Source organism: Micromonospora noduli (assembly GCF_003264365.1).
GTDB classification, from domain to species: domain Bacteria; phylum Actinomycetota; class Actinomycetes; order Mycobacteriales; family Micromonosporaceae; genus Micromonospora; species Micromonospora noduli.
In genome coordinates, this window is sequence record NZ_PYAK01000015.1 from 40,182 (window position 1) to 52,708 (window position 12,527).

The following is a 12,527-nucleotide window of genomic DNA, read 5'->3' on the forward strand; positions in this document are numbered from 1 at the left end:
AAAGTGTCCAGCATCGAGCAGGTGCCCGCCTGGTGCACGGGAAATCCACTGAACGGATGAGGAAGGTTGGACCGTACGGCGTGGAAACGCTCCCACAGGTGTGTGCCGCGGGCAGCGGCCCGGCTGGCTTGGCCGCGGGCAGCGGCCCGGCGGCGTTGGCCGCCCACCGCGGCCCTGCTGCGTCGATCGATGTACCCGCCGCGCCGGCAGTGTGCCGGGGAGCGCTGACCGAACGCGCCCGCCTGCACTGGTCCCTCGGCGACGGCGGCGACCCCGCAGCCCTCGCCGAGGAGTTCCTCGCGGCGCACGGTTTACCCCTGCACGACCTGACCCGACCCTCCACCGGCCAGCACGGCACCGGGGTCTGCGGCGCGGCGCTGTACCTGTCCGCCGCCGCCGGGGCGCTGCTGGCCGGCGCACCCACCGGGGCGCCCGAACCCGCACCGGCCCTGCCCGACCTCGCCGTCGTCGTCTACCAGCACGGCCCCACCCCTGTCGCCCGGCCCGGCCCGCCGCCGCCGTGGTGGCTCGGCGAGTGGGTCGAGAGCTGGACCCCCGGCCAGCACGCCGCCGCCGTCGACGCGGTCCGCGCCGCCATCGGCCGCGGCGACGTCTACCAGAGCAACCTCGTCGGCCACGCCGCCGCCTCCTACACCGGCGACCCGCTGCCGGCCCTGAGCCGCCTCGGCGCGCTCCCCGGCGCCCGCTACGGCGGCGTCCTCACCGGCGACGGCTGGGCCATCGGCTGCGCCTCCCCGGAAACCCTCGTCGAGGTCACCGACGGGCAGGTGATCACCCGCCCGATCAAGGGCACCCGCCCGGCCACCGCCACCGGCCGCGCCGAACTGCTCGCCAGCGCGAAGGAACGCGCCGAACACATCATGATCGTCGACCTGGAACGCAACGACCTCGCCCGCATCGCCCGCACCGGCACCGTCACCGTCGACGAGCTGTTCGCCGTGCGCCGCTGGTGCGACCTGTGGCAGGCCGAGTCGACAGTCCGCGCCGCCGCCGCCGACGGCCTCGGCCTCGCCGACCTGCTGCGCGCCACCTGCCCCGGCGGCTCCGTCACCGGCGCCCCGAAACTCGCCGCCCTGACCCAGATCAGCGCCCTCGAACCGGTCGGGCGGGGCGCCAGCATGGGCGCGCTGGGCTGGGTCGCCCCGGGCCACGTCGACCTGGGCCTGACCATCCGCACCGCCGCCGCCGACGGCCAACGGCTGCACACCTGGGCCGGCGGCGGCATCACCTGGGACAGCGACGCACACGCCGAGGTCGCCGAGGCCGCCGCGAAGACCACCCCGATCCGCGCCACCCTGGCCGGGCGCTGACCGCCGCACGGCACGGCGATACGCTGAACCCCATGACCATGCGGCCCATCCGGATCATCGGCGACCCTGTCCTGCGCACCGGATGCGAACCGGTCACCACCTTCGACGCCGAGCTGCGGGCCCTCGTCACCGACCTGATGGACACCCTGCTCGGCGCCCCCGGCCGCGCCGGCGTCGCCGCACCGCAGATCGGCGTCAGCGCCCAGGTGTTCGTCTACGACGCCGACGGGCACCGCGGCCACCTCATCAACCCCACCCTGGAGCTGTCCGACGAGCTCCAGGACGACGAGGAGGGCTGCCTGTCCATCCCCGGGCTGTACTTCCCGACCGTGCGGGCCCTGCACGCCACCGCCCACGGCGTCGACCAGCACGGCGAGCCGCTGACCATCGCCGGCAGCGGGTTCCTGGCCCGCGCCCTGCAACACGTGACCGACCACCTGGGCGGGAAGCTCTACGTCGACACCCTGCGCGGCGACACCCGCCGCCGGGCCCTGCGCGAGATCCGCGCCGGGCGCTTCGACTCACCCAGCCGCCGCGGCTAGCTCACCCACTGGTCGTGGCCCAGCTTCGCGACCAACGCCACCACCACCACCAGCAACACCACCCGCACGAACCCGGAGCCGCGGCGCAACGCCATCCGCGCCCCCAGCACCGCGCCGGCGATGTTGCACACCGCCATGCCCGCGCCCAGCAGCCACCACACGTGCCCGGTCACCCCGAACACCACCAGCGCGCCCAGGTTCGTCCCCGCGTTGACAACCTTCGCCATCGCCGAGCCGTGCACGAAGTCCGCGCCCACCAGGGCGGTGAACGCCAACACCAGAAACGTGCCGGTGCCCGGGCCGATCAACCCGTCGTACAGGGCGATCCCCACCCCGGCCACCGCGATCACCACCGCCACCCGCACCGGAGTGCGCTTCGCCGGCACCGCCACCACCCCCATCCGGGGACGCAGCAGCACGAACACCGCCACCGACACCAGCACCACCAACACGACCGGCCGGTACGCCGACGCCGGCACCGCCCCGGCCAACGCCGCGCCGACACCCGCGCTGAGCACCGCTAACCCCGCCGCCGGGCCCGCCACCCGCCAGTCGACCTTCGTCCTGCGGGCGTACGTCGCCGCCGCAGTGGCCGTACCGAAGATCGCGGCCAACTTGTTCGTGCCCAACGCGGTGGCCACCGGCAACCCCGGGGCGGCCACCAACAACGCCGGCAGCAGCAACAACCCACCACCACCGACCACGGCATCGACCCACCCGGCCATCGCGGCGGCGGCCAGCAGGGTACTCAGCGTCACGGCGTCCACGGGCGGCAATTCTGCCCACCCGACGCGCCTCACCGGCACCCGAGTGGCCAGCCTCACCCGGTCACCGACCCCGCGTACGCCGCAACCACACCCCCAACGCGCCGACCGCCACGAACACCAGCACCGAACACAGCAGGACCTTCACCACCCGGCAACCATGCCACGGGCACGTAAGGTGCAGGAGTGCGCCTGGCCACCTTCAACCTGCTGCACGGACGGTCCCTCACCGACGGGCTCGTCGACTCCGACCGACTCGCCGCCGCCATCGGCGCCCTCGACGCCGACGTGCTCGCCCTGCAGGAGGTCGACCGCGACCAACGCCGCAGCGGCAACCTCGACCTCACCGCCATCGCCGCCCGCGCCCTCGGCGCACCCCACCACCGCTTCGCCGCCGCCGTCGTCGGCACCCCCGGCGAACAGTTCCGCCCACTGCGCCACGACGACGACGGCCACGGCGAACCCTGCTACGGCATCGGGCTGATCAGCCGATACCCCGTCCGCAGCTGGCAGGTCACCCGACTCAAGCCGGCGCCGGTGCGCTCACCGGTCTACGTGCCCGGCCCCCGCGGCGGCCTCATCCTGCTGCACGACGAACCCCGCGTGGTCCTCGCCGCCGTCCTGGACACCCCGCACGGCCCCCTCACCGTCGCAGCGACCCACCTGTCCTTCGTGCCCGGGTGGAACGCCCGCCAACTACGTCAGACCGTCCGCGCCCTGCGCGCGCTACCGGGGCCCCGCGTCCTGCTCGGCGACCTCAACCTGCCCGCCGGCGCGGCCCGGCTCATCTCCGGCTGGCGCCCCCTGGGCCGACGCCCCACCTACCCGTCCGGGCAGCCCCGCGTCCAACTCGACCACATCCTCGCCGACCGGCACGCCCTCGACCAGCTCCCACCCGTACGCGCGGTCACCGCGCCGGCGTCCACCATCTCCGACCACCGACCCCTGCTGGTCGACCTCGGCTGAGCATCATCGCCCAACCGGCCGCATCGCGGCTCACGAATGCCTAGGGTGGGCTCGCCGACAACCACGCTGTCGCGCCATCGCCACCCCCGACATGACAGGGAGCTGACCATGAGCGACACGCCGGACACGATCGTCCTCATCCACGGGTTCTGGGTCACCCCCCGCAGCTGGGAACACTGGGTCACCCACTACCAGGACAAGGGCTTTCGGGTGTTCACTCCCACGTACCCCGGGCTGGAAGGCGAGGTCGAGGCGATCAACGCCGACCCCAGCCCCCTGGAGACGCTGACCGCGCCACAGATCATCGCGCACCTGTCCGCGGTGCTCGACGCGTTGCCCACGCCACCCATCCTCATGGGCCACTCCGCCGGCGGGGCGTTCACCCAGGTGCTGCTCGACCGGGGGTACGGCGCCAGCGCCGTCGTGCTCAACTCGGCACCCACCGAAGGGGTCCGGAACATCCCCTTCTCGCAACTGCGCTCCACCTTCCCGGTGCTGCGCAACCCCGCCAACCGGCACCGCGCCGTCGGGTTCACCTTCGAGCAGTGGAACTACGCGTTCACCAACACCTTCGACGAGCAGGAGGCCCGCGCTCTGTACGAGCGCTACGCCATCCCCGCGGCCGGCGGCATCCTCTGGGACAGCGTCCTGGCCAACCTGCTGCCCGGCCCCCAGGACATCGCCGTCAACTACCACAACGACCAGCGCGCGCCGCTGCTGTTTATCTCCGGCTCGCAAGACCACATCCAGCCGCCCAGCGTGCAACGCGCCAACGCCGCCCACTACAAGGGCGACACCATCACCGAGGTCGAACTCTTCGAGGGATACGCGCACCTGCTGCCCGCCCAGCAGGGCTGGCAGCGCATCGCCGACGTCGCCCTCGACTGGGCCCTTCGCCACGCCCGCTGACCGCGACGCCTCACCGGCGCCGACCGTTCGGCCTGACGCCGCCCCCGGCTTCGTGAAATCAGGGGCATCCCCGTGCCCCGGACACCGCGCCTTCCTGAAAACCGAATCAATCAAGGGTCGGCGGGGGAGCGGACCGCCAAGTCGCAAGATTCCCTCAAGATCATTGCATCGATGGACTTCGACAACCATGCTGGTCGACACGCGCCACGATCAACTCGTCGGAGGCCACATGAGACGCCAGCGACCCACCCTCATCGCCGTGTCCACCCTCATCGCCGTCACCCTCACCACCGCACCCACCCCCGCCAACGCCGCACCACCCGACCAGGTCACCGCCCTCACCGCCCACCAGGCCGACGGATACACCACCCTCGCCTGGCAACCCGTCGACGGCGCCACCGACTACCAGATCGAACGCACCCCCGTCGACGCCGACAACACCCCCACCGGCGCACCCACCATCGTCGGCATCTGGCGACCCAACCGCCAGATCAACCAACACGCGCCCACCTTCGCCGACGCCGGCTACAACCCCGGCGACACCTTCCAATGGCGCGTACGCGCCCGCACCGGCACCACCGAACAGCCCTACTCCGACCCGGTCACCGCCACCACCACCGCCCCCTGGGGCAACCCCACCACCCCCGGCGAGCAACTGCGCACCGGCTGGGAGACCACCCACGCCGCGCAGTACACCACCGACACCGACGAGTACGCCTACACCGCCGCCATCGACGCCCTCAGCGACCGCGTACGCGTCGTCGAACTCGGCCGCACAGTGCAGAACCGACCCATCAACATGATGGTCATCGGCCACCCCACCCCGGCGGCCACCCCGGAAGCAGTCGCCGCCACCGCACCCGTGGCCATCAACTGCAACGTGCACGGCAACGAACCCGGCGACCGCGAAGCCTGCCTCATCATGGCCCGCCAACTCGCCTTCAGCACCGACCCCCGCATCACCGACCTGCTCAGCCACACCACCGTCCTGATCGTCCCCACCATCAACGGAGACGGCCGCGCCAACAACACCCGCGGCAACTCCACCGGCCAGGACCTCAACCGCGACTACTCCCTGATCCGCCAACCCGAGACCACCGCGTACATCACAATGGTCCGCGACTACCGACCCGTCGCCGGCTACGACGGCCACGAGTTCGGCAACTCCCGCGCCGGCGACCTGCCGATGCTGCCCCCACGGCACCAGAACGTCGCCCAACCCATCTTCGACCAGTCCCAGGACATGATCGAAGGCCACATGTACGCCAAGGGCGCCGAAGCCGGCTGGTGGGCCTGCCCCTACGGCTGCGAAGGCGGCGGCAACGTCGGCCTCAGCGAGGAAACCATCCTGCGCAACACCCTCGGGCTCAAGAACGTCACCAACTCCCTGCTGGAACTGCGCAGCTCCGGCGGCCAGACCCGCCCCGACGAGGGCAACACCACCAACAACCGACGCCGCAAGACCTACTCCGCCCTGTGGACGTTCCACCAGTTCCTCGACTACCACCGCGCAGACCGCGCCGACATCCTCAAGGCCCGCAGCGAGGCCATCGAAACCCAGGCCGCCAACACCGGCCGGCTGGTCTTCCGCGGCTCCCGCCCCATCCCCGCCCACCCGGCACCGCACCCCGGCGACAGCCCGCCACCACTCGACGCGCCCCCCGCCGACCTGATCCTCGACAACCCGCCCTGCGCCTACAAACTCACCGACGCGCAGTACAACGACGCCCGCACCGACGGACCCGGTGGCGTCGGCACCACCGTCGCCCAGCGCATCGCCGCCCACGGCTGGAAGGTCATCACGATCGGCGACGACCACTACATCCCCCTCAACCAACCCGAACGCGGCCTCATCCCCCTGCTCCTCGACGGCAAGGGCGTGGAGAAGCTGACCGACGGCGAACGCGTCTATCCCACCCTCACCGGCCGGCGCAACGGACCCCTGGCCGTCACCGGCTTCACCTGCGCCGACGACGCCACCATCAACGGCCCGGTCACCGTCCGGACCGGCGCGGCACTCGTCACGACGGCAACGACCATCAGCGGCCCGCTCATCGCCGCCGGCGCCGCCGGCATCCTCCTCGCCGACAGCACCATCAACGGCCCCGTCCGCATCGCCACCACCGGCACGATCTCCATCATCGACGCCACCATCGCCGGCCCCGTCGACCTGTCCGGCAACACCGCCGGCACCGACGCACCCGTACTGGCGGGCACCACCATCCGCGGCCCACTCAACTGCACCGGCAACAACCCCACCCCGCACAACCTCGGCATCGTCAACACCGTCCACGGCCCCCGCACCACCCAGTGCGCGGCACTGTGACCGACAACTAGCGAGCCATCACGCCGGCGGCGCGGGCCCGACACCCGCGCCGCCGGCACCTCACCACCCACCCCCGCACCCGTGGAGGCCGCCGTGTCGCACCCCGCCACCCCACCGCGACACCCCCGACGATTTCGCGGACCGCACGGCGCTCGACGCGTCCAACGGACGCTCGGCCTGCTCCTGCCGACCCTGCTGCTGGCCGCCTGCACCGGCAGCCCCGCAGCTCCCCGCACGGACGCCGCGCCCGCGAGCGCCGCACCCCAGCCCACCGGGCCACTCTGCGCCGCCCTGCCCACCGGCACCGACCCCGGCAACCCGAGCTTCCTCGCCGGGCAACCCGTCGACCAGGCGCTGCGCTGGATCCCCACCCTCACCACGTTCGAAGCGGCCCTGCGCACCAGCGGCGTCCTCACCGACCTGCCCGCCGGCGACGGCGTCACCGTCCTGGCGCCCTCCGACGACGCCTTCGCCGCCACGTTCTCCGAGGACAACTGGGACGACCTCATGACCCACCACACCGACCAGCTCCGCACCCTGCTGAAAGCCCACCTCATCACCGGAAGCCACCCGATCGCCGACCTCACCACCGCCGGCACCGCCACCACCCTCGACGGCGTCACCGTCACCGTCACCCGCACCGGGCCCACCACCCGCCTCGGCGACCGCGCCGACACGGTCTGCGCCGACTACCAGGCCACCAACGCCCGCATCCACATCATCAACGCCGTCCTCGGCCCACTGCCCGCCACCGCCGACGGCACCGGCCACCGCGCACACTGACCGCGCTCACCCGGGCGGCACCAGACCTGCCAGCGCGCGGTTGGTCCTGTTGGCGCGGACCGCGTCGCGCTGCTGCCCGGCCGTCACCTCGATGTACGTCTGCGATGACGCCAGCGACGCGTGCCCCAACAACCGCATGATCTCCGCCGCGCTCGCACCGTCCTCCGCCAACCGCGTCGCGAAGGTGTGCCGCAGCGCGTGCAGCCGCGCACCACGCGGCACCCGGTCGCCGATGCCGGCCCGCCGGTAACACGACTCGACGAGATACTGCAGACCACCACGGCGCAACGGCTCACCACGCCGATCCACCAGGAACGGCGAGTCGGGGCGTACCGACCGCGAACCGAAGCGCCGCACCCGACTGTCCAGGTAGTCCCGCAGCAGCCGGTCCAGATCCGCCTCGATCGGCACCACCCGAGGCCGCCCACCCTTGCCCGCCACCTCGACTCGCCGCTCACCGGGCCGACCGCCGAGCGAGTCGACGCGCAACGCCAGCAGCTCCGACAGGCGCAGCCCGGCGCAGAGCGCCACCGCCAACACCGCCACGTCGCGCTCCGGCCACGGGTCGCGTTGCCGACCGTCGTCGCGCGCGGCGGACGCGAGCAGCACCTCGGGGGTGTCCGCGCCGCGCAACGGCTTCGGCTGGGGGAGTAGCGCCCGAGGACGCCCGACCGCCGGCATCGGGTTGCCCGCCACGAACCCGTCAGCGACCAGGAACGTGAAGAAACTGTTCCAGGTGGACCAGGCCCGATGTACCGACGCGGGCGCCCGGGGAGCGGCGAACCGGGCGAAGGCCGCCCGCATCACCCGGGGGGAGAGGTCGGTGATCGACAGCGCGTCGAGGGGGAGGGGAGGGGTGGCTGCCTCCGCGACCAGGGTGGCCACCGCGTGCAGATCCCTGCGGTACGCGGCAAGGGTGTGCGGGGAGGGCTTGCGGGTGGCCCGCGCGGTCAGGAACTCCTCGATCAGCACTGCGAGCGATTCGTCCTGTTTGTCATGCATAAGGGATATTATGCAGCATTTTCGCGTTCCCTGGAAGGGGGACCGGGAGAGGGGGAGAAGATGCCAGAACCCCGGCGGTACGTCCTCACGGGAGCGCCCGGCGCCGGCAAGACCAGCGTGATCGAGGCGCTGCGCCACAGGGGACACGTCACCGTCCGAGAGGCCGCCACCGACCTCATCGCCGAGAGGCAGGCACAGGGGTACGCCGAGCCGTGGTACGACCACGGCTTCGTCGACGCCGTCGCCGCGCTGCAACACCACCGGCAGGCCGGAGCCGACGCGCGGCAGCCGGTCCAGTTCTACGACCGGTCGCCGCTCTGCGCCCTGGCACTGGCCCGCCACCTGGGCAGACCGATCGGCCCGGTGCTGACCGCCGAGGTGGACCGCATCATGCGCGAGCGCACCTACCAACGCGTGGTGTTCCTGATCAGCCCGCTGGGTTTCATCCGACACACCGCGGCGCGCTAGATCAGCTACGCCGACGCGCTGGCCTTCGCCCGCCTGCACCGTGAGGTGTACGAGGAACACGGGCACCAACTGGTCGACGTGCCAGCCGGATCGGTGCGGACACGGGTGGCCCTGATCGAGGAACGCGTATCGTGCGCGACATGACGTCGCCCGGTGCCACCTGCCCCGAGTGTGGTCAACCCGGCACACCCACCGTGTACCGAGACCCGGACGATCCCATGGCCTGGGTCTGTCCCGAGGGGCACCGGTGGCGGGCGACCGACCGGCCCGGGTGGTCTCCATGGGCGACGCCCGCCGCCGTCACCACACCCCACGACGCCAGTGACACCACAACCCGGACCGGCCCCGTCCAGGTCCACAAGGACGGGCGGAGCTGGCGGATCGGCACGGCCACCGACGTCGCCTGGCTCGCCGGGCGCACCACGCAGGGTTTCTCGGTCACCACCGCGATTCCGCCGGTATTCGAGGCGTACGCCACGTTCCACCCGCCCGCCGGGGTCGGTATCGGCGCCCACGAACACGCGGTGGTCGACGAGCTGGCGGCGCGTACGCCCGATCAGCCCTGGTGGCTGGGCTTCCTCGACACCGGCGCCCACGACGTGGTCTTTCCGCACGCCTCGAGGGTGTCCCTCTACTGGGACTGGTCGTACGTGCTGGTCGAGGCCGGGCCGGAACAGGCCCTCAGTTGGCGGACCGGTCACATGCGCGGCGACGGGGCGCTGCCGGATCTGTTCTTCCCGGCGGATCGCTCCTGGCTGGTCTCGACCCTGTGGGACGACACCTGGACCGACATCGGCGCCAGCGCGGCCGTGCTCACCGCGCTGCGACGCAACCCGCTGGTGAACGCGCGTCTCGTCGGGCCGGACGAGGACGCGTGCCCGCCCGGCCTGACCCGCGACTGACCCCGATCAGGGGACCCCCAGAACGCCCTGCTTTACATAATGTGCATTATCGAATCCTGCTCTGGTGAGTCGAAGTCGTCGAGAAGCGGTGACACCGTCCCGGCCCGCGCTCGGTCGACGATAAATTCGCGAGGAATCATGGGACGTGTCCGAGCACCGTGGTCCCACAAGACCAGATCCCGTTCTCTACCCGGACGTCGCTCGCGTGGGCAGCCTCAGCGCCATCCTGCAAACCGGGTTCGCAGGCGTCGCCCCGCTCCGGCGGGCCCTTCCCGAATCAGCACCCGGTTGGCGTTTCGTGGGTGCGCGAGTGCAGGACGGCGAGCGCACCGCCACTGCCCTGATGGGCGGTGGCGAGCGAGTCTTCCTGATGCGGTTCTGGGCGCGTGGGGTCTGCCTGGCGCGGGGCGACACCGACGATCTGCACGCCGTGGCCGGCGCGATGCGGGCCTGGCAGTCCGGGTCGCGACTTCGGGAGCTGGGTCACGAGTGGCCGTTCGTCGCCTTCAGTCCGCTCGCCGAGGCGCACGAACGCGGCGAAGCCGCCGAGTACACCTGGTCGCAGTACCACAGGAACACCCGGACGCTGCTCGCTGCGTGGCCCTGGTCCTGGCCGGGTTGGCGGATTGACCACAGACGATGCACTCCCCTGCCGGCGCGTCGTCAGTCCGGTGAGTTGCTACGCGTACGGCGCAGCCAGTCCTGGGTGAGCGCGCGCAGCAGGGTGGGTTGTTCGTAGGGCAGGTAGTGTCCGGCCGCGTCGATCACGGTGTGGGTGCCACGCGGATAGCGGCGCATGGCGCGGAACTGGTCGGCGTAGCCGACGATCCGGTCCTGTCGGCCGGTGATCACGCTGACCGGGCCGTCGAAGACGACCTCGGTGTTCTCGTCGGGTAGCGCGTAGCCGGGGCCGTTCTGCAACTCCTGTTGGAAGGTCGGGTCACCGGGTCCGCCGGAGTTCAGTGCCGCGAGCACCGTCGCGACGACGGTTGGGGTGCGGTGGCCCAGGGCGGCGTCGAGGTGTGGGTGCAGTGCGGTGGGAGCGGCGTCGAGCCAGCCCGTGGGTGCGTCGAGTGGTGGTTCGTCGGGCAGGTTCCGGCTGTGCCGGGCGATGGTGACGCCGGGGCAGACCAGGAGCAGGCCGCGGACGAGGTCGGGTCGTTGGCGTGCGATGCCGGCGGCCAGGTAGGCGCCGTAGGAGCCACCCGCGAGCAGGACTGGCGTGTCGAGGTGGTGGTCGATCCATGCGCAGACGGTGTCCAGTACGGCCTGGGACGTGGCCGGGCAGTTCGCGGGGGTGTCTCCGTGGCCGGGCAGGTCCAGGTAGACCTCTCGCAGGTCCGCGCCCGCGAAGGCGGGGCGGAAGGCGGCGGCCATGGCGGCCCGGGTCATGCTGAACATCGGTAGGCACACCACGGGTGGTCCGGTTTCCGCTGACTGATCGACTGCCAGGCTCATGGTGGAGATGCTAGTGAGAGACGATTCCTCTGACTGAGGGGTGGCGGAGTCGTGGGGTGCGGTGAGGACACATCGACGGTGGCTGCTTCCGATGACTCGGTTGTCGTCACCATCGTCACCGCCTGCCCTCGGGACGGGCGTGGGGGCAGTCCAACGTCTGTCGTCGATGAGTACTTCTACCCCGCACCGCGTCATGTGTTGAGCGACGCCGAGCGCAGCCGGGTGCCGGTCCGGATGGGCACGTCGCATGCCGTGTTCGTGGGGCCAGTCGTGGGCGACGAGCCTGTGGACCTGCGGTTCTTCACGGCCGAGGGGGAACTGCCTGCGTGTGGGCATGGGACGGTGGCGGCGGTGGCGTTCCTCGCCGGGCGTCGTGGCGGCGGCGAGCACGAGTTCAGGCTGCGCGTGTCGGGGCGGACGTTCGTTGGTCGTGCGGTCCGCGACGGTGACCAGCTCCGTGCCGCCTTCGACCCGGGTCCGGTGGCCGTACGGGACGCGACCTCGGTCGAGACCGACCTCGTCGTCGACGCTCTCGGTGTCGCTGCGGGTGATCTGCTTGCCGGGGCATGTGTGGCCTCGTTGGGGCGGGCGCGGATACTGGTGCCGGTTCGCACGCCGGGTGCCGTCGTGGCCCTCGTCCCGCACCTGGACCGCCTGCGCGCGGTGTGTGATCAGTTGGGGTTGCTGGGCTGCTACGTCTTTTCGGCGCCCACACGCTCGGGTGGTGTGGTGGCGCGGATGTTCGCGCCGTCGATTGGGGTTCCTGAGGACATCGCCAATGTGAACAGCACGGCTTGTCTGGCCGCCCGCATGGCGGGTAGCGGCTGCACCGAGTTGGCCGTTGACATGGGCGACGTCCTCGGTGAGCCGGCGACCATCACCGCCTCCGTCCGCCCGGGTCCCACCGGACCGCGAGTCCTGGTGGGGGCCGCCGCGATGGTGGTCCGCACGGCGTCGCATCCGGTGAGCGGTCCGAAGGCCACCGAGGTGGAGGCGCCGGATCTCGACCCGCCGCTGAAGGCGTTGGGCGACGCCTGCGGTCGCTGACGTTCGTGGGCACCGGCCGGGTCGGCCGG

At 71.8% G+C, this 12,527-nt stretch carries 13 protein-coding genes; 10 read left to right on the forward strand and 3 right to left on the reverse strand.

Annotation, left to right across the window (positions count from 1 at the left end; translation table 11 throughout):
* Positions 1 to 56: 56 nt before the first annotated feature.
* Both GUI43_RS14350 and GUI43_RS14355 read left to right on the forward strand, forming a co-directional pair.
* Positions 57 to 1,331 (forward strand): chorismate-binding protein, encoded by a 1,275-nt coding sequence (locus GUI43_RS14350; RefSeq protein ID WP_112699003.1) that lies wholly within the window; start codon positions 57 to 59, stop codon positions 1,329 to 1,331.
* A gap of 32 nt (positions 1,332 to 1,363) precedes the next feature.
* Positions 1,364 to 1,873, forward strand: a complete 510-nt coding sequence (locus tag GUI43_RS14355) for a peptide deformylase (RefSeq protein ID WP_112699004.1) — start codon at positions 1,364 to 1,366, stop codon at positions 1,871 to 1,873.
* Here the strand turns inward: GUI43_RS14355 and GUI43_RS14360 are convergent.
* Positions 1,870 to 2,640, reverse strand: coding sequence for a sulfite exporter TauE/SafE family protein (locus GUI43_RS14360; protein WP_263972109.1), 771 nt, complete (start codon positions 2,638 to 2,640; stop codon positions 1,870 to 1,872). The genes GUI43_RS14355 and GUI43_RS14360 overlap by 4 nt on opposite strands.
* A 183-nt stretch (positions 2,641 to 2,823) precedes the next feature.
* On the opposite strand from GUI43_RS14360, the gene GUI43_RS14365 reads away from it, so the two are divergent.
* The 4 genes from GUI43_RS14365 to GUI43_RS14380 all read left to right on the forward strand — a co-directional run bounded on the left by GUI43_RS14365 (position 2,824) and on the right by GUI43_RS14380 (position 7,621).
* Positions 2,824 to 3,603 (forward strand): endonuclease/exonuclease/phosphatase family protein, encoded by a 780-nt coding sequence (locus tag GUI43_RS14365; RefSeq protein WP_112587017.1) that lies wholly within the window; start codon positions 2,824 to 2,826, stop codon positions 3,601 to 3,603.
* A 108-nt stretch (positions 3,604 to 3,711) separates the two neighbouring features.
* Positions 3,712 to 4,512 (forward strand): alpha/beta hydrolase, encoded by an 801-nt coding sequence (locus tag GUI43_RS14370; RefSeq protein ID WP_112699005.1) that lies wholly within the window; start codon positions 3,712 to 3,714, stop codon positions 4,510 to 4,512.
* 229 nt (positions 4,513 to 4,741) lie between these two features.
* On the forward strand, positions 4,742 to 6,838 hold the full coding sequence (locus GUI43_RS14375) for a M14 family zinc carboxypeptidase (protein ID WP_112699057.1): 2,097 nt from the start codon (positions 4,742 to 4,744) through the stop codon (positions 6,836 to 6,838).
* 93 nt (positions 6,839 to 6,931) lie between these two features.
* Positions 6,932 to 7,621 (forward strand): fasciclin domain-containing protein, encoded by a 690-nt coding sequence (locus GUI43_RS14380; RefSeq protein WP_146765906.1) that lies wholly within the window; start codon positions 6,932 to 6,934, stop codon positions 7,619 to 7,621.
* 6 nt (positions 7,622 to 7,627) lie between these two features.
* Here GUI43_RS14380 and GUI43_RS14385 read toward each other — a convergent pair whose 3' ends face one another.
* Positions 7,628 to 8,623 (reverse strand): tyrosine-type recombinase/integrase, encoded by a 996-nt coding sequence (locus GUI43_RS14385; RefSeq protein WP_112699006.1) that lies wholly within the window; start codon positions 8,621 to 8,623, stop codon positions 7,628 to 7,630.
* A gap of 60 nt (positions 8,624 to 8,683) precedes the next feature.
* On the opposite strand from GUI43_RS14385, the gene GUI43_RS14390 reads away from it, so the two are divergent.
* From GUI43_RS14390 to GUI43_RS14400, 3 genes are all read left to right on the forward strand, one after another.
* Positions 8,684 to 9,091 (forward strand): AAA family ATPase, encoded by a 408-nt coding sequence (locus tag GUI43_RS14390; protein WP_211326694.1) that lies wholly within the window; start codon positions 8,684 to 8,686, stop codon positions 9,089 to 9,091.
* A gap of 140 nt (positions 9,092 to 9,231) precedes the next feature.
* Complete coding sequence (locus GUI43_RS34590; RefSeq protein ID WP_249037749.1) at positions 9,232 to 9,993, forward strand: hypothetical protein; 762 nt, start codon at positions 9,232 to 9,234, stop codon at positions 9,991 to 9,993.
* Between the two features lie 310 nt (positions 9,994 to 10,303).
* Complete coding sequence (locus GUI43_RS14400; protein WP_112699007.1) at positions 10,304 to 10,732, forward strand: hypothetical protein; 429 nt, start codon at positions 10,304 to 10,306, stop codon at positions 10,730 to 10,732.
* On the opposite strand, the gene GUI43_RS14405 is transcribed toward GUI43_RS14400, so the two are convergent.
* On the reverse strand, positions 10,657 to 11,394 hold the full coding sequence (locus GUI43_RS14405; RefSeq protein ID WP_249037750.1) for an alpha/beta fold hydrolase: 738 nt from the start codon (positions 11,392 to 11,394) through the stop codon (positions 10,657 to 10,659). The genes GUI43_RS14400 and GUI43_RS14405 overlap by 76 nt on opposite strands.
* Before the next feature lie 135 nt (positions 11,395 to 11,529).
* Here GUI43_RS14405 and GUI43_RS14410 point away from each other — a divergent pair, with 135 nt between their 5' ends.
* The gene (locus GUI43_RS14410; RefSeq protein WP_112699059.1) at positions 11,530 to 12,498 is read left to right on the forward strand and encodes a PhzF family phenazine biosynthesis protein; all 969 of its coding nucleotides are present in this window, start codon (positions 11,530 to 11,532) and stop codon (positions 12,496 to 12,498) included.
* Positions 12,499 to 12,527: the final 29 nt, after the last annotated feature.